This window comes from Duganella sacchari, from assembly GCF_900143065.1.
In the GTDB taxonomy this organism is placed as follows: Bacteria; Pseudomonadota; Gammaproteobacteria; order Burkholderiales; family Burkholderiaceae_D; genus Rugamonas; species Rugamonas sacchari.
In genome coordinates, this window is record NZ_FRCX01000003.1 from 148554 (window position 1) to 169298 (window position 20745).

At 60.3% G+C, this 20745-nt stretch carries 24 protein-coding genes; 8 read left to right on the plus strand and 16 right to left on the minus strand.

Annotated features, from left to right (window positions below; translation table 11 throughout):
* Positions 1–2 precede the first annotated feature (2 nt).
* Both BUA36_RS07100 and BUA36_RS07105 read right to left on the minus strand, forming a co-directional pair.
* Positions 3–1625 (minus strand): NAD(P)-binding protein, encoded by a 1623-nt coding sequence (locus tag BUA36_RS07100; protein WP_072782946.1) that lies wholly within the window; start codon positions 1623–1625, stop codon positions 3–5.
* Positions 1625–3136, minus strand: a complete 1512-nt coding sequence (locus BUA36_RS07105) for a polyamine aminopropyltransferase (RefSeq protein WP_072782948.1) — start codon at positions 3134–3136, stop codon at positions 1625–1627. The genes BUA36_RS07100 and BUA36_RS07105 overlap by 1 nt, the downstream gene beginning before the upstream one ends.
* Before the next feature lie 52 nt (positions 3137–3188).
* Between BUA36_RS07105 and BUA36_RS07110 the strand changes: the two genes are divergently transcribed.
* From BUA36_RS07110 to speD, 5 genes are read left to right on the plus strand one after another with little or no spacing between them, the layout of a single operon-like run.
* On the plus strand, positions 3189–3575 hold the full coding sequence (locus BUA36_RS07110; protein WP_072782950.1) for a DUF350 domain-containing protein: 387 nt from the start codon (positions 3189–3191) through the stop codon (positions 3573–3575).
* Positions 3576–3601: 26 nt separating this feature from the next.
* On the plus strand, positions 3602–4639 hold the full coding sequence (locus tag BUA36_RS07115) for an SPFH domain-containing protein (RefSeq protein ID WP_072782952.1): 1038 nt from the start codon (positions 3602–3604) through the stop codon (positions 4637–4639).
* Between the two features lie 6 nt (positions 4640–4645).
* Positions 4646–6115, plus strand: a complete 1470-nt coding sequence (locus BUA36_RS07120) for a DUF4178 domain-containing protein (protein WP_072782954.1) — start codon at positions 4646–4648, stop codon at positions 6113–6115.
* Positions 6112–6285: a hypothetical protein gene (locus BUA36_RS30660; protein WP_167544266.1), complete on the plus strand. Its 174-nt coding sequence runs from the start codon at positions 6112–6114 to the stop codon at positions 6283–6285. The genes BUA36_RS07120 and BUA36_RS30660 overlap by 4 nt, the downstream gene beginning before the upstream one ends.
* A complete protein-coding gene (speD, locus tag BUA36_RS07125) occupies positions 6282–6674 on the plus strand; it encodes an adenosylmethionine decarboxylase (protein WP_072782956.1) in 393 nt (130 codons plus the stop codon). The genes BUA36_RS30660 and speD overlap by 4 nt, the downstream gene beginning before the upstream one ends.
* On the opposite strand, the gene BUA36_RS07130 is transcribed toward speD, so the two are convergent.
* Complete coding sequence (locus BUA36_RS07130) at positions 6667–7050, minus strand: hypothetical protein (protein ID WP_202413647.1); 384 nt, start codon at positions 7048–7050, stop codon at positions 6667–6669. The two genes, speD and BUA36_RS07130, sit on opposite strands and share 8 nt — an antisense overlap.
* Positions 7051–7242: 192 nt before the next feature.
* Here BUA36_RS07130 and BUA36_RS07135 point away from each other — a divergent pair, with 192 nt between their 5' ends.
* Complete coding sequence (locus tag BUA36_RS07135) at positions 7243–7608, plus strand: VOC family protein (RefSeq protein WP_072782958.1); 366 nt, start codon at positions 7243–7245, stop codon at positions 7606–7608.
* A 4-nt stretch (positions 7609–7612) separates the two neighbouring features.
* On the opposite strand, the gene BUA36_RS07140 is transcribed toward BUA36_RS07135, so the two are convergent.
* Positions 7613–8239 carry a glutathione S-transferase family protein gene (locus BUA36_RS07140; RefSeq protein WP_072782960.1) on the minus strand — a complete coding sequence of 209 codons (627 nt, stop codon included), beginning with the start codon at positions 8237–8239 and terminating at the stop codon, positions 7613–7615.
* A gap of 76 nt (positions 8240–8315) precedes the next feature.
* Between BUA36_RS07140 and BUA36_RS07145 the strand changes: the two genes are divergently transcribed.
* Together BUA36_RS07145 and rsgA are read left to right on the plus strand one after the other, a co-directional pair.
* Positions 8316–9125: an AraC family transcriptional regulator gene (locus BUA36_RS07145; protein ID WP_084560044.1), complete on the plus strand. Its 810-nt coding sequence runs from the start codon at positions 8316–8318 to the stop codon at positions 9123–9125.
* 261 nt (positions 9126–9386) lie between these two features.
* Positions 9387–10424 (plus strand): ribosome small subunit-dependent GTPase A, encoded by a 1038-nt coding sequence (rsgA, locus tag BUA36_RS07150; RefSeq protein ID WP_072782962.1) that lies wholly within the window; start codon positions 9387–9389, stop codon positions 10422–10424.
* Here rsgA and tet read toward each other — a convergent pair.
* The 12 genes from tet to BUA36_RS07210 all read right to left on the minus strand — a co-directional run bounded on the left by tet (position 10421) and on the right by BUA36_RS07210 (position 20726).
* Positions 10421–11605 (minus strand): Tet(A)/Tet(B)/Tet(C) family tetracycline efflux MFS transporter, encoded by a 1185-nt coding sequence (gene tet, locus BUA36_RS07155; protein ID WP_072782964.1) that lies wholly within the window; start codon positions 11603–11605, stop codon positions 10421–10423. The genes rsgA and tet overlap by 4 nt on opposite strands.
* Positions 11606–11743: 138 nt before the next feature.
* Positions 11744–12172, minus strand: a complete 429-nt coding sequence (locus BUA36_RS07160) for a F0F1 ATP synthase subunit epsilon (RefSeq protein WP_072782966.1) — start codon at positions 12170–12172, stop codon at positions 11744–11746.
* Positions 12173–12230: 58 nt separating this feature from the next.
* Positions 12231–13631: a F0F1 ATP synthase subunit beta gene (gene atpD / locus BUA36_RS07165; protein WP_072782968.1), complete on the minus strand. Its 1401-nt coding sequence runs from the start codon at positions 13629–13631 to the stop codon at positions 12231–12233.
* A gap of 30 nt (positions 13632–13661) precedes the next feature.
* Positions 13662–14537, minus strand: coding sequence for a F0F1 ATP synthase subunit gamma (atpG, locus tag BUA36_RS07170; protein WP_072782970.1), 876 nt, complete (start codon positions 14535–14537; stop codon positions 13662–13664).
* Positions 14538–14598: 61 nt separating this feature from the next.
* Complete coding sequence (gene atpA / locus BUA36_RS07175; RefSeq protein WP_072782972.1) at positions 14599–16140, minus strand: F0F1 ATP synthase subunit alpha; 1542 nt, start codon at positions 16138–16140, stop codon at positions 14599–14601.
* Between the two features lie 75 nt (positions 16141–16215).
* On the minus strand, positions 16216–16761 hold the full coding sequence (locus tag BUA36_RS07180) for a F0F1 ATP synthase subunit delta (RefSeq protein ID WP_072782974.1): 546 nt from the start codon (positions 16759–16761) through the stop codon (positions 16216–16218).
* A gap of 2 nt (positions 16762–16763) precedes the next feature.
* The gene (locus BUA36_RS07185) at positions 16764–17234 is read right to left on the minus strand and encodes a F0F1 ATP synthase subunit B (RefSeq protein ID WP_072782976.1); all 471 of its coding nucleotides are present in this window, start codon (positions 17232–17234) and stop codon (positions 16764–16766) included.
* A gap of 42 nt (positions 17235–17276) precedes the next feature.
* Positions 17277–17555, minus strand: coding sequence for a F0F1 ATP synthase subunit C (gene atpE, locus BUA36_RS07190; RefSeq protein ID WP_072782978.1), 279 nt, complete (start codon positions 17553–17555; stop codon positions 17277–17279).
* 61 nt (positions 17556–17616) lie between these two features.
* Entirely contained in the window at positions 17617–18411 is a 795-nt protein-coding gene (gene atpB, locus BUA36_RS07195) for a F0F1 ATP synthase subunit A (protein WP_072782980.1), read from the minus strand.
* A gap of 21 nt (positions 18412–18432) precedes the next feature.
* The gene (locus BUA36_RS07200; protein ID WP_229255636.1) at positions 18433–18798 is read right to left on the minus strand and encodes an ATP synthase subunit I; all 366 of its coding nucleotides are present in this window, start codon (positions 18796–18798) and stop codon (positions 18433–18435) included.
* Positions 18799–19076: 278 nt separating this feature from the next.
* Positions 19077–19946 (minus strand): ParB/RepB/Spo0J family partition protein, encoded by an 870-nt coding sequence (locus BUA36_RS07205; protein WP_072782982.1) that lies wholly within the window; start codon positions 19944–19946, stop codon positions 19077–19079.
* A gap of 9 nt (positions 19947–19955) precedes the next feature.
* Positions 19956–20726 (minus strand): ParA family protein, encoded by a 771-nt coding sequence (locus BUA36_RS07210; RefSeq protein WP_072782984.1) that lies wholly within the window; start codon positions 20724–20726, stop codon positions 19956–19958.
* Positions 20727–20745: the final 19 nt, after the last annotated feature.

Here is a 20745-nt window from a genome sequence, read left to right on the forward strand (position 1 = left end):
TATCACTTCGCTGCCAGCTCTGCCGCGCGGTATCCCCACCATGCGGCTTCCTCGAATACCGAAAAGCCCGACAGGTCGGCGTGGGCAAACAGGATCGGCCCGTCCACCTCGCGCAACGCCTTCATGCCGGCATTGCTGCGGAAGTGAGGCCACGGCACGGCCATCGCATGGCCGCGCAAGGTGATGTCAACGCGTTCGACGCAGGATGCAAACTGCGCGCCATACGCGGTCTTCAGGTCGGCGCTGGCCAGCGCCAGCAGTTCTTCCGGCCTGGCCGACGCCATCCAGTGCCGCGCCGTGGAGGCCTTGCGATCCGATAGCGCCACGTAAGCACTGAACACGGTTTTCTGCGGCGGCTGCTGGCGAATATCCTGATGCGTGGAGACCACAAAGCCCAGTCCCGGCTCGCTGTACACCACGTTGTCCCAGCACAGCGGCGGCGGATTGGCGCCACCTTGCAGCTCTTCCGGAAAACGCTTGAGCAGGAAATTCGCCACCATCCACGGTGCATATTCCGGCGCATGCTTGCTGGCGTCAAAACCGTAATCGCCGATGTTTTCCACCACGCGCGCCGCCACATAGGTCGGCATGGCGCAGATGGCTTTGCGCGCACGCACCAGATAGCTGGTGGCTTTGCCGTTTTCCAGCTTGAAGCACAGCGCTTCCACGCCATCGGCGGTTTTTTTAAGCGACACCACCGTCCCGGCCATGCGCTGGATCGCCGCCGCACGCTCCATGCCGGCCACCAGCGGCTGCAAGCCGCCCGGCCATGTCAGCCAGGCGCCGTTGCCGGCATTGGCGGCCTGGCCCCAGCGGCTGCAGTAGTAATGGAGCCCGGCCCATGCCGATACCTGGTCATAGCGCGTGCCGTAATCGTCACGGCAGCAGTAGTTGAGATACCAGTGCAGCGTCGGCGACTTGTAGCCATTCCGCTCCATCCACTGCTTGAGCGAGATGTCGTCCAGCGCCTGCCACTGCGGGTCTTCCGACGACATCACGGTCGGGAACACAAACACGCGGCGCCCATCCGCACCGCGCAGCTGGCGCAGGCGCTGGACTTCGTCGAAGAAACGCTTGTGCTCATCCAGTTCCCATTGCGGCACGCCCTCGGTGGGAATGAAGCCGTCCTGCCAGTGGCCGTTGAACAGCAGCCGCTCTTCCGGCGCGTGCAGGATGAAGCGTTCGTCGTAATAAGGCTTCTCGGCAAAGGCATCTTTCTGGATGATGCCCAGGTCCGCCAGGATTTCGCGCACATGCACGGACTCCGGCGACGGCAGCGGCAAGTAATGCGCGCCGGTCGGATATGCATATTCGCCAAACGCACCGCCTGCCGCATTACCGTAAGGCTGCGGGCCATCGATCATCAGCACATCCCTCTTGCCCAGCTTTTTCAGCTTCCATGCGGCGGTGAGGCCGGCAACGCCGGAGCCGAGAATCGCAATATCGGTGTGGATAACTTGCGATGGCGGCGGCAGCGCATGGCGGTCGCGCAGGAAGTGGCCTTCGTCGCGGCCGACGTAATGCACGGTCGGCGTAATCTCCTGCCAGCGCTGGAAGGCCAGGCCGCTGCCAGCGGCGGTCAGCCCGGAGGCGCCCGCCCAGACCAGAAAGGAACGGCGCAGCATCAGCGTATCACCCGGCGCCAGTCCTGCTCGAATTCATGCACGAGCGACTGGGTGTTGAGTCGGTTGGGCTCCATCGCCATCGGCTTCATGTCCGGCGGGAAGTTGAACATTTCGCGCGTGGTGTCGGCGTTCAGGTAGCGCATCGGCAAGCGATAGCTGGTTGGCGGCGTGTAGCTGGCCTGCGGCGTCGCCAGGATAAAGCCCCACTCGCCAAACGACGGCACATAGGCGTGATATGGATAGGTCTTCATGCCCACCTCGCGCAGCGTGGCGTCGATGGTCCAGTAAGCATGCGGCGCAAAGAACGGCGACGTGGACTGCACCACCATCAGGCCATTGGCCGCCAGGTGCTTGCGCACCATGCCGTAGAACGGCACCGAATACAGCTTGCCCAGCGCGAAACTGGACGGATCGGGAAAGTCCACAATCGCGGCGTCAAACATATCGTCATTGTGCTGCAGCCAGATCGCCGCATCGGCATTCACCACGCGCACGCGCTTGTCGCTGAAAGAGTTGTGATTCAGCCTGGTCAGCTCCTCGCGCCGGGTAAAAGCGCCCGTCATTGCCGGGTCCAGGTCCACCAGCGTGACGTGTTCGATATTTGGATAACGCAGGATTTCACGCAGCGCCAGGCCATCGCCGCCGCCCAGCACCAGCACGCGCCTGGCCCAGGGCATGGGCTGCAGCACCGGATGCACCAGCGCTTCGTGATAGCGGTACTCGTCGCGCGAGGAGAACTGCAGATTGCCATTGATGTACAGGCGCAGATCGTCCTTCCACTTGGTAATCACCAGGCGCTGGTAGGGCGTGGTGGTGGCAAACACGATCTCGTCGCCGAACAGGCCATGCTCGCCCCAGTAGGTCAGCTTGTCGGCAAACGCAAAACCGAACACCAGCGCGCACAGCACCGTGCAGGCGCGCAGCAAACGGCCCGTGACATTTTTGAGCTCTGTGGAAAAAGCCTTGATTGTCCACAGGGCCACGCCGACATTGAGCATCCCGAACAGGAAGCCGGTGCGCACCAGCCCCAGATGCGGCGCCAGCACCAGCGGGAACAGCAGCGACACGGCCAGCGCACCCAGATAATCAAACGTCAGCACCTTGCTGACCAGTTCATTGAACGCCGTCTGCCGCGCATTCAGCGCGCGCATCACGAGCGGCACCTCCATGCCGACAAAGGCGCCGATCAGGAACACCATCACATACAGCAGGGTGCGGAATGGCGCCGCCATCCACGAGAAGGTCAGGAACAGCACCGCCGCCGACACGCCGCCCACCAGGCCGACCGCCAGTTCGATATCCACAAAGCGCGCCAGCACATCCTCGTCCTTCACGTACTTGGAGAAGTGCGCGCCAACCCCCATCGCAAACAAGTAGCATCCAATAATCGTGGAGAACTGCAGCACCGAGTCGCCCAGCAGATAGCTGGACAGCGCCCCGGCGATCAGCTCATACGCCAGCCCGCAGGAGGCGACGACGAAGACGGACAGTATGAGAATCTTTTTGGTCATTTACACTCGTTTGCATTATTATCAAGTTAACTACTTTACCTGAAGGTACACCGTGCCTGCCATCCTAAATTATCTGATTCACCTCGCGCTAGCGGCTTTGCTGCTGGCCGCGTTCTTCAAAGCCTACACCTGGATGACGCCGTTCGACGAGGTGCTGCTGATCCGCCAGGGCAACCAGGCCGCAGCGCTATCGCTGGGCGGGGCGTTGATAGGTTTTTCCATCACCATCGGTTCAGCGCTCATGCATACTGCCGATTACCGCGAATTTTTCGCCTGGGCCTTCGGCGCCATGGTGGTGCAGATGCTGGCCTATGCGATCGCCACCAGTGCGCTGAAGATGTCCAAGGACCAGATTGAAGCCAACAACACGGCATTTGGCGGCCTGCTGGGCGCGATCTCCATTTCCATCGGCGTCATCAACGGCGCCTGCATTTCCTAACGAATTAACGCAAAGCGAGGACCATCATGGGTATCGGCAGCTTTATCAAGAAGCAGTTTATCGACGTACTGCAGTGGAACGAGGATACCGACGGCGTACTGGCCTGGCGCTATCCGATGGCGGACCAGGAGATCCAGAACGGCGGCGTGCTGGTAGTGCGCGAATCGCAGGTCGCGGTGTTCGTCAACGAAGGCCAGGTGGCCGACGTGTTCGGCCCCGGCACCCACAAGCTCACCACGCAAACCCTGCCGGTGCTGACCAACCTGAAAAACTGGGACAAGCTGTTCGCATCGCCGTTCAAATCGGATGTGTACTTCTTCAGCACCCGCGTGCAGACCGGCCGCAAATGGGGCACGCCGCAGCCCATCACCATCCGCGACAAGGACTTCGACATGGTGCGCGTGCGCGCCTTCGGCATGTACTCGTACCGTGTGACCAATGCCCAGGCGTTCTTCACGGAGATCAGCGGCACCCGCGAGATGTACACCCGCGACGAGGTGGAAGAACAGCTGCGCGGCATCCTGCTGGCCACCATGGCCAACTCGCTGGGTGCGTCGCAGGTGCCGTTCCTCGACATGGCGGCCAACCAGGCGCTGATGGCGCAGCAGGTCAAGGGCGACCTGACCACCGCGTTCGCGCGCTACGGCATCGCGCTGGATGAATTCAACGTGGCCAGCGTGAGCCTGCCGGAAGAACTGCAGGCGGCGCTGGACGAACGTATCTCGGCCGGCATGAAAGGCGGCATGAGCGCCGACAAGCTGGCCGGCTTCACCAAATACCAGGTGGCCAGCGCGATTCCGCTGGCAGCGCAGAATGAAGGCGGCATGGCCGGCATCGGCGCCGGACTGGGTGCCGGACTGACGGTAGGCCAGACTATCGGCCAGACCCTGGGCGCGACGCTGGCGCCGCAAGCCGCACCCGCTGCGGCAGCACCGGCCGCACCGGCGGAAGACGCCATCGAAGCGCGCCTGGAAAAACTCAAGGGCCTGCTGGACAAGGGTCTGATCTCGGCCACCGACTACGACAGCAGCAAGGCTGAACTACTGAAAAAACTGATCGGCTAACACTGCATGCAAATCGTTTCCTGTCCCAGCTGCGGTGCGGAAGTCACCTTCCGCTCGCATGCCTCGGTCATGGCTGTCTGTGAATATTGCAGCACGCGTGTGCTCAAGGATGCAGACTCGGTCAAGGACCTGGGCAAGATGTCGTCCGTGCTGGAGGACTATTCGCCGATCCAGATAGGCACCGCCGGTGTGCTTGGCGGGCGGCCATTTACGGTGGTCGGCCGCATCCAGCTGCGCTATGCGGCCGGCATGTGGAACGAGTGGTATTTGCTGTTCGATGACGGCAAAACCTCGTGGCTGGGCGACTCGTCCGGCCTGTACACCATCACTGCCGAATACCAGGGCAATGTGCAGCTGCCCGCGTTCGAAGCGCTGGTGCCGGGCCAGAGCTACCCGATCAACGGCTCTCCTTACATCGCCGCAGAAATCCGCACCGCCGATTGCATCGGTGGCCAGGGCGAGCTGCCGTTCAAGGTCGGCGATGGCTACCAGGCGCGCGTGGCGGACTTCCGCCGTGGTACGGAATTCATTACGCTCGATTATTCGGATGGCCCGCAGCCGGTGATCTATACCGGCCTGTCGGTCACGCTGGACAGCCTGCAATGCCAGCTGCTGCGCGACGATGACACCATCCAGCGCGCCGCCGGCCGTTATCGCGGCAAACTCTCCGCGCTGGACTGCCCTGCGTGCGGCAGCCCGATCAAGTACCTGCCCGGCGTGACGGCCAACCTGGTGTGCCCGTCCTGCGCCACCCAGATCGACGCCGCCAGCCCGAAAGCGGAAGTGATCGCCGCCGGCGAGCGCGTGGCCGCCGTGCCGCTGGCGCTGGAACTGGGCGCCACCGCCAAAATCAACAATCAGGAATTCACCATCATGGGCATGATGCGCCGCTCCGACGAGGAAGGCACAGAGTGGAACGAATACCTGATGTACGGCCCGCGCTCCGGCTTCTCGTGGCTGGTGGAGACGGATGACGGCTGGTCCGGCGCCAATGTGCTGTCGGCGTGGCCCATGCAGTACCAGCCGGGCGCGCCCACAGTGACGGTGGATAAGGTGCAGTTTTCCCGCCTCTACGACTACGAGGCGGCAGTGACGTACGCGGTTGGCGCCTTCAACTGGCGCGTGTCCGTGGGCGATGTCACGCAGGTGGAGGAGTTCCAGGCCGGCCAGCTGCGGCTGGCGTCCGAAGCGACGCAACAGGAGCTGACCTGGTCGCGCTCCTCGCCGGTATCGGCCGACCAGCTCAAGGCATGGTTTGGCGACGCCTTCAAAGGCCGGGCAAAGGGGCCGTCCAACAGCCAGCCATTTGCCCACAACAGCCACCGCAAAACCGCCAAGTACATCATCTGGTTCATGCTGGCCGTGAACGCGGTTCCGCTGCTGGCCAACTTCTCCGGCACCTGGTACCTGAGCGCGATTGGCGCACTGGCGATCTACCTGCCGGCGATCTTCCTGGATAACAACGATCAGACATGAGTAAATTTTTTATCTACGCGATCATCGTCGTGCTGTTCAGCTCCGGCAGCAGCTGGCTGCGCCTGGGTGGCGGCAGCACCAGTAGCGGTCGCGGCAGTGGCTGGAGTTCGCACACGGGCGGTGGCGGCGGCAGCTGGGGCGGCGGCTCGGGCGGCGGAGGCCATAAATGAAGCGCGAAGCACTACCCGCGCATGCGGCGCCGGCCATACATGCGCCGACCGGCACCCATGTGCTGGCCGACCTGAGCGGCATCGCTGCTGAAAAATTGTGCGACTGCGCGGCGCTGGAAAACCTGCTGCGCAACGCCGCCGACGCCGCGCAGGCCCGCGTGCTGTTCAGTCACTTCCACGCATTCGGCGAAGGCCAGGGCGTGACCGGCGTGGTACTGCTGGCCGAATCCCACATCACCATCCACACCTGGCCAGAATACGGCTTTGCCGCCGCCGACATCTTCATGTGCGGCAGCGCTCAGCCGAAGTTAGCGCTCGCTCTCATCGAACAGGCCTTGCGCCCTGGTGGTACCAGGATCACCAGGACACAACGGGCGCCTGTCAGTTAGCTTTCGGGACGCTGTCCCCGGCTGCCGGTTTCAACGGCGCATTGGCAGGAATGCCGGCGGTATCGACCTGGCGCAGGGCCACCACAATCGTCGGCGGGTAGTCGAAACCCGCACCGGTATTACGGTCAACGATATAGCCGATACCGCCGCCCAGCAGGATATTGCCCCACACCGCGCCATTCGATTTCGACTCGGCAGTGGCGTTGCCGGCATACGCGTCCCGCTTGCAGTCGATCGCCAGATTACCCGTGCTCTTATGCACCGTCACGCTGCCCGGGCTGGTCAGGAACCAGCTGCCAGCGTCGTTCGTCAACGTGCAGCCCAGGCCGGCAACTTCCTTGTTATCGAAAACCGTGGTGACCGAGATCGGCTGCATCTTCTCACCTGCGATCGATGCGCAGCCGGTTAACGCTACCGCCCCCAATAAAGCGAGTATTCTTTTCATATCCATCCCTGTATTTTTGTTTTTAAAATGCCTATACAAAAAGGCGCGGGCACAATACCCGGTTACTGCCTCAACAAAACTATCAGATAGTTTCACTCAAGAAAATAAATCGCGAGGATCTGCATGACGCTCTCCATCCTGGGCCAAATCGCTCTACCCGTGACCAGCACCGACCGTGCCGAGCAGTTTTACGGCGACACGCTGGGCCTGCCCAAACTGTTCCGCTACGGCGACCTGGCCTTCTTCAACTGCGGCGGTGTGCGGCTGATGCTGGACGGCGGCCGGGACAAGGTCGATGCCGGCACGGGCGTCTGCCACTACTTCAAGGTGGAACACATCGACACCGTGGCGGCCACACTGCAAGCCCGGGGCGTGGCTTTCGAGCGTGAACCGCACCTGGTCGCGAAAATGCCCGACCACGCATTGTGGATGGCCTTCTTCCGCGACCCGGACGGCCATCTGCTGGCGCTGATGGAAGAAAAACGCTGATCGATCAGGCGGCCTGCTGCGCGGCAATCGCCGCATCTTTTTCGCGGGCAGCGACGGCAGACGGACGGCCGTTGACGCGCGCGACGTAGCGTTCGATGACGGACAGCTTGGGCAGCAGCTCGAAATACCCCATCCACTCGAACGCGGTTGCCCACAGCACGTCAAGCGCCGTGAACTGCTCGCCCAGCAGGTAGGGGCCTGGCGAGAGCTGCGCGATCAGCGTGTTGAACATGGTGTCGAAATCGCCGTAGTGGCAGGCGGTTTTATCGGCCGGCTTGTTCTGCATCCACTGGTCGACAACCGCCGGCTCGAAACAGCTGCCATAGAACGCCATCCAGCGCAGGTAAGGACCACGCAAGGGATCGCCGAGCGGCGGCGCCAGTTTCGCGTTCGGGAACAGGTCAGCCAGGTAGAGGTAGATCGCCACCTGCTCGGTCACCACCGCGTCGCCATGGCGGATGGCCGGCACTTTGCCCATCGGGTTGACGGCCAGGTAGGCGGCTTCACGGTTCTCGCCCTGCTTCATGTTCATCACCTGCAGCTCGTAGGGCGCGTGCAGCTCTTCCAGCAGCGTCAATACGCCGGTCGAGCGGGAATGCGGGCAGTGGTACAAGGTCAGTTGCTGGTTCATGTGTTTCTCCGGTCAGGTGGTGAAACGCACGATAACTCTTGCTAACATGATGGTCTTGTAAAAACGCGAATACATCATGGCGATGCTGCAAAGTGTACCTCGTCCGACACGCGGGGTAGTCAATCCCGGTGCTGCGGAGAAGATCTTCCGGCTGGAGCGCTATCTGCCGGAGGCGGACCTGGCGCCGTTTGTCGAACACTTCTGGCTGGTGGCGTGGTCGCTGCCGGAGGGTGTGACGCACACCCAGCGCACTCTGCCCCGCCCGTCCGTCCACGTGGTGTTTGAAACCGGCCACACGGCAGTGTTCGGCGTGATGACAGGCTCGTTTGAATACACGCAGCGCGGCAGCGGCCGGGTGCTGGGCGTGAGCTTCCGGCCCGGTGCGTTCCGCGCCTTCCTGAAGGCCGAGGTGCAGTCGATTACCGACCGCGAACTGCCGCTGTCCGCGGTGTTTGACTGCGATGACGCAGAAGCCGAGCGCAGCGTGCTGGATGCGCCGGACGATGCCGGCATGGTGGCCGCCGCCAGCGCCCTGCTGCGCCGTGCGCTGCCCACGCCGGATCCCATGGTGGAGCGCATCGCCGACATCCTGCACACGATCGCCAGCAATGCCGACATCACGCAAGTGGCGCAACTGGCCGACCGTGCCGGCCTCGGCGTGCGCAAGCTGCAGATGCTGTTCAAGGACTATATCGGCGCCAGCCCCAAATGGGTGATCCGCCGCAACCGCCTGCTGGACGCCGCCGATGTGCTGGCCAAGGGCAGCGACATCGACCTGGCCGAACTGGCGCAGCAACTGGGCTATTACGACCAGTCCCATTTCACCACCGACTTCGAAAAACTCATCGGCAAACCACCAGCTGACTATCGCCGCAACTGCAGGTAAGGAATTGGTTCGCCGCGATTCGTCACTATCACCGCCATGGTTGACGGCCGTCCCGTACAGTGACACACTGCGCACTCCACTCAACCACAGGAGACCAAAAAATGCGCCACGTAGATATTGCCCTCCTGTCGGCTGCCTGATTACGCCAGGACTTTCCTGCTCTCGTTGTTGATCCGCGCGTTCTCGCGCAGCTGACTTCCCGTATTCGTCGCCCATCGCTTTACTGCGGAGGGTATCGCTCGTCTTACCGGAATCCATATCATGATCGACATCGATTTTGCATCGCTGCGCCTTATCGGCTTGAACCAGACCATCATCAGCCAGCTGGACCAACCACCACCAGGCGCCCGCCTGGTCCGCATTACTGAAATTCACCGCGCGTGGCTGACCGTGCACGACGGTCACTGCGAATTGCGCGCCCGCGTTTTGCCAGCACTGCACAGCCAGGACCTGGCCGTCGGCGACTGGGTGCTCAGCACCACGCTTGCTCACGATGAGCACTGGCTGTGCGCTTTGCTGCCACCAGTCACGCACATCGGCCGGCGTGGCCATCATGGCCAACATCACAGCCTGGTCAGCAACGTCGATACGGCGCTGCTGGTGATGGGCCTGGACCATGACTTCAATCCGCGCCGCCTGGAACGCTATCTCACCATCGTCAAGACAGCGCAGGTCGATCCAGTGGTGGTCCTGAGCAAGGCTGACGTCGCTCAGGATGTGGCGCAGCGCATGGCATTGCTGCGGCAACGCCTGCCAGCCGGCATTCCTGTGCTGGCCGTCAATACTCTCAGTGCAGACGCTACTCTGCAGCTGGCGCCGTGGCTGGGCGCAGGGCAGACACTGGTGCTGCTGGGTTCTTCCGGCGCCGGAAAATCATCGCTGACCAATACGCTGACGCAAGCGCATCAGCCCACTGGCGGCGTACGCCATGGGGACCACCGTGGCCGGCATACGACCACCTCACGCTCGCTGCACCAGTGTGCAAGCGGCGCCTGCATCATCGACACGCCCGGACTGCGTAGCTGGCAAGCCGATGCGGACGAGAGCAGCATTGCCGCGAGTTTCGAAGACATTGATGCGCTGGCAGCACAGTGCCAGTTCCGCGATTGCCGCCATGCCAGCGAACCCGGCTGCGCAGTGCGCGGCGTGATCGATGGCGACCGTCTGCAGAACTACCACAAGCTGCTGCGCGATGCGCGCCGCAGCGGGCAAAGCCCGCTGGAACGCATCGCTGAGGTGGCCAAGTGGAAGGTCTTGCAGCGGGCCGCCAGCGCCCGCAACAAACAGAAGATGCGTTAAACCGCAGCCGGTGCTGGCTTGCGTACCAGCACCGGCAGGCACAGCAGATAGAGGCTGGCGCCGATCAGCCACACCAGGCCAGGGAAGGTGCCGCGCGAGGCAAAGTAGATGGTGCTGATGCCCACCGGCCCAATCACAGATGCCAGGCTGGCCGAGCTGGCCAGCACGCCTTGCAGTTTGCCTTGCTGGTCCGGACCGACACTGCCGGATACCAGCGACTGCAACGCCGGTGCGCCAATACCGCCCAGGCAGAACAGCGGCATCAACGCGAATGCTATCCAGCCGTGGCTGGCCAGTGCCAGCACCACATAGGCCGTGCCGTCAGACACCATGCCAATCAGCAGCGCGGCACGCTCGCCCCAGCGTTCAGCAATCGGGCCGGCAATGAAGGCTTGCGCCACCGCGTGGAAGGCGCCAAAGCCGGCCAGCGACAAGCCGATGGTCCACGAGTCCCAGGCGAACTTGTCTTCACCGTACAGCACCCAGATGGTGCCGCCAATTTCGCCCACCAACACCAGCACCACATACGCGCCGATCAGCGGCAGCAGGGCCTTGAAGCTGGCGGCCCAGCGTAAATTGCTCAGCGGATTAAAGCTGATGCGCTCGGCAGGTGCCGTGTTGTCCTGGCGGGTGTGCGACTCCTTCACCAGCCACAGGGTCAGCAGCAGGTTGAGCGCATTCATGGCCGCTGCAGCCAGGAACGGCGCGCGCACCCAGTAGGCGCCGAGCAAGCCGCCAATGATGGGGCCGATGATGAAGCCGATACCGAAGCACGCGCCCAGCTGGCCATAGCGGCGCGAGCGCTGGTCTTCCGGCGTCACGTCAGCAATGTAGGCCGACGTCACCGCCATGCTGGCGCCCGTGATACCGGCAATCGCCCGGCCCACAAACAGCAGCGACAGCGACGGCGCAATCGCCATGAACAGGTAGTCGACTACCGCGCCGGCCAGCGACAGCAGCAGGATGGGCCGGCGGCCATAGCGGTCGCTCAGTACGCCGAGGATCGGCGAGAAAATGAACTGCATCAGCGCGTACAGGCCGGTAAACGCGCCAAAGCGCCAACCCAGCTCCGAGGTGTGGCCGACATCACGCATCAGCTGCGGAATGATCGGCATGGTCAGGCCGATGCCGATGGCACTCAGGACAACCGTGGAAAAAATAGTGGCAAGTGCGCGATTCATTGTTGTTATTTTTTGGAGGAGAGGACGGCGATTATAAAAATGCCAGCATCGCGCGGATGTGCTTGCCGTCACAAGCGGCAGCAGAAATAAAAAAAGACAGCCGAAGCTGTCTTTTTGGGGATGCTGCTTGTGCGTTGCTTAGTGCTTGGCGACCGAGCGCAGTTTGGCGATCGCGGCCAGTTGGCCGATTGCCGCTGCCAGCTCGGCTTGCGCTTTCGCGTAGTCGATGCCGGAGCTGTTGTTGGCCAGCGCTTCTTCGGCACGTTTCTTGGCCGCGGCCGCTTTGGCCTCGTCCAGATCCTTGCCGCGAATCGCGGTATCCGCCAGCACCGTCACGGCGTTCGGTTGCACTTCCAGCAGACCGCCGGCGACGAAGACGAACTCTTCTTCAGCCTGGCCTGGAACCTGGATGCGCACCGCGCCCGGACGGATGCGGGTAATCAGCGGCGTGTGCTTCGGGTAGATACCCAGCTCGCCCTGCTCACCCGGCAACGCGACGAATTCGGCTTCGCCAGAGTAGATCAACTCCTCGGCGGAAACCACGTCAACGTGAATAGTGTTTGCCATGTGTGTCCTATCGGGTAGAACGGTCCCGCCTCACAGCGGGACCGGACAACTCAACTGATTAGTTGAGCTTTTTGGCTTTTTCGATGGCTTCTTCGATCGTGCCAACCATGTAGAACGCTTGCTCTGGCAGGTGATCCAGTTCGCCCGAGGCGATCATCTTGAAGCCCTTGATGGTGTCTTTCAGCGACACGTATTTACCAGGCGCGCCGGTGAACACTTCAGCAACGTGGAACGGCTGCGACAGGAAACGCTGCATCTTACGTGCGCGTGCTACCAGCAGTTTGTCTTCCGGTGCCAGCTCGTCCATACCCAGAATCGCGATGATGTCACGCAGTTCTTTGTAGCGCTGCAGGGTGCCCTGTACGGCACGTGCGGTGTCGTAGTGGTCCTGGCCAACAACCAGCGGATCCAGCTGACGCGAGGTCGAATCCAGTGGGTCCACCGCAGGGTAGATACCCAGCGAGGCGATGTCACGCGACAGAACCACGGTCGAATCCAGGTGACCGAAGGTGGTCGCTGGCGACGGGTCGGTCAAGTCATCCGCTGGAACGTACACGGCCTGGATCGAGGTGATCGAACCGGTCTTGGTCGAGGTGATACGCTCTTGCAGACGGCCCATTTCTTCGGCCAGGGTAGGCTGGTAACCCACTGCGGAAGGCATACGGCCCAGCAGTGCGGAAACTTCGGTACCGGCCAGCGTGAAGCGGTAGATGTTGTCCACGAAGAACAGAACATCTTTACCTTCGTCACGGAATGCTTCCGCCATGGTCAGACCGGTCAGCGCCACGCGCAGACGGTTACCTGGTGGTTCATTCATCTGGCCGTAGACCATCGCGACTTTCGAGTTGGCCGGGTTTTCCAGGTCAACTACTTTAGCGTCAGCCATTTCGTGGTAGAAGTCGTTACCTTCACGGGTACGCTCACCCACACCAGCAAACACGGACAGACCCGAGTGTGCTTTAGCGATGTTGTTGATCAGTTCCATCATGTTGACGGTCTTGCCCACACCTGCACCGCCGAACAGACCCACTTTACCGCCTTTGGCGAATGGGCAAACCAGGTCAATCACCTTGATGCCGGTTTCCAGCAGATCCTGCGATGGCGACAGTTCGTCGTAGGCAGGAGGCGCGCGGTGGATCGACGCGATCTGGTCGTGAGCGACCGGGCCGCATTCGTCGATCGGGTTACCCAGCACGTCCATGATACGGCCCAGGGTGGCTTTACCCACTGGTACCATGATCGGCTTGCCGGTGTTCTGGATTTGCATGCCGCGACGCAGACCGTCCGACGAACCCAGAGCAATGGTACGGACAATGCCGTCACCCAATTGTTGTTGTACTTCCAGCGTCAGCTCGGAGCCTTCCATCTTCAAGGCATCAAATACCTTAGGCATTGCGTTGCGTGGAAACTCAACGTCAACCACCGCGCCGATACACTGAACGATTTTGCCATCAGCCATGTTCGTTCCTTCAAATATAGTTAAATTCGTTTAAACCGCTGCCGCACCGGCGACGATTTCGGAGAGTTCTTTGGTAATCGCAGCTTGGCGGGTTTTGTTGTAGATCAGTTTCAGTTCGCCGATCACACTACCTGCGTTGTCGCTTGCCGCCTTCATCGCCACCATCCGCGCCGATTGCTCGGACGCCAGGTTTTCCGCTACCGACTGGTACACCAGCGCTTCTACATAGCGCTCCAGCAGTTCATCGATCACGGTGGCTGCGTCTGGCTCGTAAATGTAATCCCAGTTGTGATTACCTTCGTCAGCCTGCTTCTTCGCAGCTGGCAGTGGCAGCAGTTGTTCAACCACTGGCTCCTGCTTCATCGTGTTAATGAACTTGGTGTAGCACAGGTAAACCGCATCGACTTCGCCGTTCTGGAACTTTTCCAGCATCACTTTGACGGGGCCAATCAGTTTTTCCAGGTGCGGGGTGTCGCCGATCTGGGTTACTTGCGCAACCACCGGCACGCCAACGCGATTCAGGAAACCCAAACCTTTATTACCAATCGCCACTGCAGCAATCTTGTTGCCAGCGGCTTCCAGCTCACGCGTTTTATTCGTCACCAGACGCAGCACGTTGGTGTTCATACCGCCGCACAGACCCTTGTCGGTCGTGACCACGATAAAACCAACTGCTTTTGCCGATTCCTTGGCTTCATCAGCCAGGAAGGCGTGCGTATATTCTGGATTTGCGTTAGCCAGATTAGCAGCGATATTACGAATCTTCTCACTGTAGGGACGGGCGGCGCGCATGCGATCTTGCGCTTTGCGCATTTTCGATGCGGCGACCATTTCCATCGCCTTGGTGATCTTTTTCGTATTTTCTACGCTTTTGATCTTGCCACGTATCTCTTTGCCTACTGCCATGAGTCCTTACTCCTTCTGCGCTGAAGGCGACCCAGGGTAATCCCCGGGTCGCCAAGCTAACTTAAAATGCGCCGGATTTCTTGAAGTCGGCGATGGCAGCGGACAGGGCGGCTTCGCCGTCTTTGTCCAGTTGCTTCGACGATTCAATCTTCGACAGCAGGTCAGCTTGTTTGGTCTTCAGGTACGCATGCAGGCCGGCTTCGAACGACAGTACTTTCTTGACTTCGACGTCGTCCAGGTAGCCCTTGTTCACTGCGAACAGCGAAGCGGCCATCAGGGAAATCGACAGTGGCGAGTACTGCTTCTGTTTCAGCAGTTCGGTCACGCGGGCACCGCGGTCCAGCTGCTTACGGGTCGATTCGTCCAGGTCCGAAGCGAACTGCGCGAACGCAGCCAGTTCACGGTACTGGGCCAAGTCGGTACGGATACCGCCCGACAGGTTTTTGATGACCTTGGTCTGCGCTGCACCACCCACGCGCGATACCGAGATACCCGCGTTAATTGCAGGACGTACGCCGGCGTTGAACAGCGAGGTTTCCAGGAAGATCTGGCCGTCGGTAATCGAAATCACGTTGGTTGGTACGAACGCCGAAACGTCGCCAGCCTGGGTTTCAATGATCGGCAGCGCGGTCAGCGAACCGGTCTTGCCGGTCACAGCGCCGTTGGTGAAGGCCGACACGTAGTCAGCGTTCACGCGCGCTGCACGTTCCAGCAGACGCGAGTGCAGGTAGAACACGTCGCCTGGGTAAGCTTCGCGGCCTGGTGGACGGCGCAGCAGCAGCGAGATCTGACGGTAAGCAACAGCTTGCTTCGACAGGTCATCGTAGACGATCAGCGCATCTTCACCGCGGTCACGGAAGTATTCGCCCATGGTGCAGCCCGAGTAGGCCGAAATGTACTGCATGGCAGCCGATTCCGATGCCGAGGCGGCCACCACAATGGTGTACTCCAGCGCGCCGTGCTCTTCCAGCGAGCGCACGATGTTCTTGATGGTCGAGGCTTTTTGGCCGATGGCAACGTAGATACACGTCATGCCTTGGCCTTTTTGGTTGATGATCGCATCAACCGCAACTGCCGACTTACCGGTTTGACGGTCGCCAATGATCAGCTCACGCTGGCCACGGCCAATGGGTACCATCGCATCGATCGATTTCAGGCCGGTCTGCATTGGCTGCGAGACGGACTCACGGGCGATCACGCCTGGCGCGATCTTTTCGATCGGCGAGGTCAGCTTGGCGTCAATCGCGCCTTTGCCGTCGATCGGCTGGCCCAGTGCGTTGACCACACGGCCACGCAGTTCCGGACCGACTGGCACTTCCAGAATACGGCCGGTGGTTTTCACCGTGTCGCCTTCGGAGATGTGCTCGTAAGCACCCAGAATCACGGCGCCAACGGAGTCACGCTCCAGGTTCATCGCCAGACCAAAGGTGTTACCTGGGAATTCCAACATCTCGCCCTGCATCACGTCCGACAGACCGTGAATGCGGACGATACCGTCAGCAACGGAAATCACCGTGCCTTGGTTACGTACTTCAGCGCCACCATCAAGGCCTTCGATACGGCTCTTGATCAGCTCGCTGATTTCAGATGGGTTGAGTTGCATACTAACTCCTAAAAGTGTTTCTCTCAGCTTGCGCGAGATGAAGAATCTGTTCTAAGCCGGTGGCCGAGTGGGAACTCAGGCTACCAGTGCAACACGCATTTGCTGCAGCTTGGCGCGCACCGAAGTGTCCAGCACTTCGTCGCCGACCACCACGCGCACACCACCGATCAGGGCTGGGTCCACGGTTACGACCGGGTTCAGCTTGCGGCTGAATTTCTTTTCCAGCGTAGCGATCAGCGTGCTCACTTGCGCAGCGTCGAGCTCAAAGGCGCTGGTGATTTCCGCGTCTGCCGCACCTTCCGCAGCGTTTTTCAACGCCAGGAACTGCGCGCCGATTTCCGGCAGCAGACTGATACGGCCATTTTCCACCAGCATGGTCAGGAAGTTATTGGCTTCCGTGCTGACCGGGGTTTTCACCAGGGCCTTGAAGGCGGCGACGATATCGCTGGCCGACGCTTTCGGGTTGCGGGCAAATGCTTGCACCTCGGGGTGGGCACCGATCTGGACCAGTTCGGCCACCAGTTCGGACCACGCCGCGAGGTTGAACGATTCCTTACCTGCTTGGGCTACGCGGAACAAAGCTTCCGCGTAGGGACGGGCGACGGTTGCGTTTTCTGCCATGATTACAGCTCGACAGCCAGGCGCGACAACAGATCGGCGTGGGCCGAGGCGTTGACTTCGCGCTTGAGGATTTGCTCGGCGCCCTTCACAGCCAGGTCAGCCACCTGAGCGCGCAGCGCTTCACGCGCCTTGGCCAGTTGCTGCTCGGCTTCGGCTTTAGCTTGCGCAATGATGCGGTCCGCTTCAGCTTGTGCATTCGCTTTGATTTCTTCGGCGACCAGTTGCGCGCGCTTTTCAGCGTCAGCAACACGTTGCGAAGCTTCTTCGCGTGCACCGGCCAGTGCTTCGCTGGCGCGCTTTTCAGCGACAACCATTGCTTGCTGGCCCTGGTCGGCCGCAGCCAGACCATCAGCGATACGCTTGGCACGCTCATCCAACGCTGCGTTCAGCGATGGAAATACGAACTTCATCGACACCCAGACCAGCACCGCGAAGGTGATCATCTGACCGATGAGAGACATATTGATGTCCATACCTTTGCTCCTAACTAAAAGTTTCTCCTAGGGTGGAGCAAATTACTGAGCGACGGTTTGCAGAGCAGCCAGGAATGGGTTGCTGAAGGTGTACAGCAGAGCAACACCAACGCCGATCATCGAGATTGCATCCAGCAGACCAGCGATCACGAACAGTTTGGTTTGCAGTTGTGGCATCAGTTCTGGTTGACGAGCCGAAGCTTCCAGGAATTTACCGCCCAGAATGGCGAAACCCAGAGCGGTACCGATAGCGGCCAGGCCGATGATGATAGCGGCTGCCAGAACGGTCATGCTTTGTACTTGTGCGATCAGAGCTTGCATTGAAATTTCTCCTAAGATTTAAAAAAGACTACAGATACTAAAAAGTTAAAACGAAAGTTGCTTAGTGCTTCTCAACCGCAATGGCCAGATACACCACCGTCAACGCCATAAACACAAACGCTTGCAGAGTCACCACCAGGATGTGGAAGATAACCCATGGGCCACCGAGCAGCCACTGCGCCCACCATGGCAGCAGAGCGATCAGAATGAACAGCAGTTCGCCGGCGTACATATTGCCGAACAAACGCAGCGACAGCGACAGTGGCTTAGCCAGCAACTCGATCAGTTGGAAAGCCAGGTTGATCGGCGCCAGGATGATGGCCATGAAGCCATGCGCATGGAACGGCGCGGTCAGCAGCTCTTTACCCCAGCCGCCGAGACCTTTGGCTTTGATCGAGAAACCAATAATGCACAGCATGACGCCAAACGACATGCCGAAAGTGTGGTTGACGTCGGCGGTCGGCACGACACGCAGCTTGTGGACGCCAGCAAAGCTCAGGAGTTTAGGCAGCAGGTCGACTGGCAGGAAGTCCATGGCGTTCATCAGCCAGACCCAGCAGAAGATGGTGATGGCCAGTGGCGCAATCACCTTGCTCTTGGCGTGGAAAGCCGAATTGACCACGTCGTTGACCAGTTCCATCACGGCTTCAACGAAGTTTTGCAGCTTGCCTGGCACACCTGCGGTGGCGCGGCGGCTGGCCATATAGAAAACACCGAGGAAAATCAGGCCCAGAATGGCCGAAACCCAGAACGTGTCCAGGTTAAACATGCCGTCCGCCGATTTCAGGTGGCTTAAGTGGTGCTGAATGTACTCAATATTAGTGGGCGCTTCATGCCCTACGTGTTCAGTGGTCATAAAAATATAAGATTTTGGTGATTAAATTGCGAGCAATGCCAACCAATACGCCATAGTTGCCACCGCGAAACCCAAGATCAGCCATAACCATGAGGCCGACTGAAACAACGCTAGTGCCAACGCAAACAGCACTACCGTGATAAATATCTTTGTCACTTCTGCCCGCACATGCGCGCGAAAAGCTTGTTTGGCGTCATTTGTTCCGCGCGCAACAATCATCGCGTACATCAGGCTCCCGATGACTGCGATTGCTCCGCCATAAGCGGCCGACCAAGCTTTGAGTACTCCACCCAAGTTCCAGGTGAGCAAGGCGAATCCAGTAGCGATGGCGAACTGGAGGGCGACAATGCGGAACACCGGTTGCGAGATGCTCGTGGAATTACTCACTACCGAGCTCCTTAAAAACCGATTAAACCCCAAAAGACGCGTGATTATATGTGTCTTTCATGTATCACGTCAAACATGCTGCACCGCAGCAGAGCATTTAGTGCACGAATGAGACGCTTTTAGAAACATTTCCTGCGTGGTTGCACCAAGTTGGAACCAGTTAGACGTTTACCCCAATCCGGGGTCAGGTCCGTCATTTCTACACAAGCTCGACCGTAGCGGACATAACAGCTCAGTTCGTGTAGAAATGACGGACCTGACCCCGGAGGGGGGAAAAATTAGGTGCGCAGGCGGGCGAGCACGCCTTCGAGGATGTCGAGGTCGGCGAAGTCGATAATCATTTGACCACGGCCTTTGCTGCTCATCTTGAACACCACTGGCGTGGCCAGGGTGTCGGACAGCTCTTCTTCCAGCCGGACGATGTCGCCGGACTTTTCTTTGGCGCGCGCTTCTTTCGGCGACGCTTTCAGTTCTTCCAGCGTTTTAGTCACCAGTTTCTCGGTTTCGCGTACCGATAGCCTTTTGGCAATCACCATATTGGCGAGGTTGATCTGGGTTGCCGCGTCTACCGCCAGCAGCGCGCGCGCGTGGCCCATGTCGATATCACCCGCCATCAACATGGTTTGTACCGGACTGGCCAGATTCATCAGGCGCAACAGGTTCGACACGGCGCTGCGCGAACGGCCGACCGCCGTGGCCGCCTGCTCGTGCGTAAAGCTGAAGTCGGTAATCAGGCGATGGATGCCCTGCGCTTCTTCCAGCGGATTCAGGTCCTCGCGCTGCATGTTCTCGATCAGCGCCATCGCGGCGGCGGCCTGGTCGTCGACATCGCGCACCAAAACAGGGAGCATTTCCAGGCCAGCCAGTTGCGCAGCGCGGAAGCGGCGTTCACCTGCAATGATTTCATACTTGTCCTTGCCGATCGGACGCACCAGGATCGGCTGCATGATCCCCTGGGTCTTGATCGACGCGGCCAGTTCCTGCAGACCGCCCTCGTCCATGCGCGTCCGCGGCTGGTACTTGCCGGCCTGCATTTGCGTCACGTTGAGTTCGGACGGCGTGTTGGCGTCCGCCGTGGTGATGTCGCCGTCGCCGCCCAGCAGCGCGTCCAGGCCGCGACCCAGGCCTTTGAGTTTTTTGGTTGCCATGTGCTTGCCTTACATTTTCTTGATGCGCTTGACCATCTCGGCGCCGAAGGCGATGTACGCCTGCGCGCCCTTGGAGCTCGGATCAAACGTGACGCCCGGCACGCCATACGACGGCGCTTCCGCCAGACGCACGTTGCGCGGGATGATGGTCTTGAAGACTTTGTCGCCGAAGTGCTGCTCCAGCTGGGCCGATACCTGTTGCGACAGCGTCATGCGCGGATCGAACATCACGCGCAGCAGGCCGATGATCTTCAGGTCCGGGTTCAGATTGGCGTGCACCTTCTTGATGGTGTTGACCAGATCGGACAGCCCTTCCAGCGCGTAGTACTCGCACTGCATTGGAATGATCACGCCGTGCGCGGCGCACAGGCCGTTCAGCGTCAGCATCGACAGTGCCGGCGGGCAGTCGATCAGGATGAAGTCGTACTCTTTGTCCACCAGCGCCAGTGCATCCTTCAGACGGCGCTCGCGGTTGTCCAGTTCCACCATCTCGACTTCGGCGCCAGCCAGCTCGCGGTTGGATGGCAGCACATCGAAGTGGCCTGGCTCGGAACGCTGGCGCGCCGTTGCCACATCCGCCGTGCCCAGCATGACCTCATAGGTCGATGCTTTCAGTCCTGCCTTGTTGATGCCAGCGCCCATGGTGGCATTGCCCTGCGGGTCCAGGTCGACCAGCAGTACGCGCTGGTCCAGTTTTGCCAGACCGGCAGCCAGGTTAACTGTGGTGGTAGTTTTACCTACGCCGCCTTTTTGATTTGCTACGCAAAAAATTTTTGCCATGTAATTCTTATGAGTGTTG

Bases quoted from the DNA above. Each gene is read 5' to 3' on its own strand.
- BUA36_RS07100 (WP_072782946.1), bottom strand. From the start codon at position 1,625: ATGCTGCGCCGTTCCTTTCTGGTCTGGGCGGGCGCCTCCGGGCTGACC.
- BUA36_RS07105 (WP_072782948.1), bottom strand. From the start codon at position 3,136: ATGACCAAAAAGATTCTCATACTGTCCGTCTTCGTCGTCGCCTCCTGC.
- BUA36_RS07115 (WP_072782952.1), top strand. From the start codon at position 3,602: ATGGGTATCGGCAGCTTTATCAAGAAGCAGTTTATCGACGTACTGCAG.
- BUA36_RS07120 (WP_072782954.1), top strand. From the start codon at position 4,646: ATGCAAATCGTTTCCTGTCCCAGCTGCGGTGCGGAAGTCACCTTCCGC.
- BUA36_RS30660 (WP_167544266.1), top strand. From the start codon at position 6,112: ATGAGTAAATTTTTTATCTACGCGATCATCGTCGTGCTGTTCAGCTCC.
- speD (WP_072782956.1), top strand. From the start codon at position 6,282: ATGAAGCGCGAAGCACTACCCGCGCATGCGGCGCCGGCCATACATGCG.
- BUA36_RS07130 (WP_202413647.1), bottom strand. From the start codon at position 7,050: ATGCAGCCGATCTCGGTCACCACGGTTTTCGATAACAAGGAAGTTGCC.
- BUA36_RS07135 (WP_072782958.1), top strand. From the start codon at position 7,243: ATGACGCTCTCCATCCTGGGCCAAATCGCTCTACCCGTGACCAGCACC.
- BUA36_RS07140 (WP_072782960.1), bottom strand. From the start codon at position 8,239: ATGAACCAGCAACTGACCTTGTACCACTGCCCGCATTCCCGCTCGACC.
- BUA36_RS07145 (WP_084560044.1), top strand. From the start codon at position 8,316: ATGGCGATGCTGCAAAGTGTACCTCGTCCGACACGCGGGGTAGTCAAT.
- rsgA (WP_072782962.1), top strand. From the start codon at position 9,387: ATGATCGACATCGATTTTGCATCGCTGCGCCTTATCGGCTTGAACCAG.
- tet (WP_072782964.1), bottom strand. From the start codon at position 11,605: ATGAATCGCGCACTTGCCACTATTTTTTCCACGGTTGTCCTGAGTGCC.
- BUA36_RS07160 (WP_072782966.1), bottom strand. From the start codon at position 12,172: ATGGCAAACACTATTCACGTTGACGTGGTTTCCGCCGAGGAGTTGATC.
- atpD (WP_072782968.1), bottom strand. From the start codon at position 13,631: ATGGCTGATGGCAAAATCGTTCAGTGTATCGGCGCGGTGGTTGACGTT.
- atpG (WP_072782970.1), bottom strand. From the start codon at position 14,537: ATGGCAGTAGGCAAAGAGATACGTGGCAAGATCAAAAGCGTAGAAAAT.
- atpA (WP_072782972.1), bottom strand. From the start codon at position 16,140: ATGCAACTCAACCCATCTGAAATCAGCGAGCTGATCAAGAGCCGTATC.
- BUA36_RS07180 (WP_072782974.1), bottom strand. From the start codon at position 16,761: ATGGCAGAAAACGCAACCGTCGCCCGTCCCTACGCGGAAGCTTTGTTC.
- BUA36_RS07185 (WP_072782976.1), bottom strand. From the start codon at position 17,234: ATGGACATCAATATGTCTCTCATCGGTCAGATGATCACCTTCGCGGTG.
- atpE (WP_072782978.1), bottom strand. From the start codon at position 17,555: ATGCAAGCTCTGATCGCACAAGTACAAAGCATGACCGTTCTGGCAGCC.
- atpB (WP_072782980.1), bottom strand. From the start codon at position 18,411: ATGACCACTGAACACGTAGGGCATGAAGCGCCCACTAATATTGAGTAC.
- BUA36_RS07205 (WP_072782982.1), bottom strand. From the start codon at position 19,946: ATGGCAACCAAAAAACTCAAAGGCCTGGGTCGCGGCCTGGACGCGCTG.
- BUA36_RS07210 (WP_072782984.1), bottom strand. From the start codon at position 20,726: ATGGCAAAAATTTTTTGCGTAGCAAATCAAAAAGGCGGCGTAGGTAAA.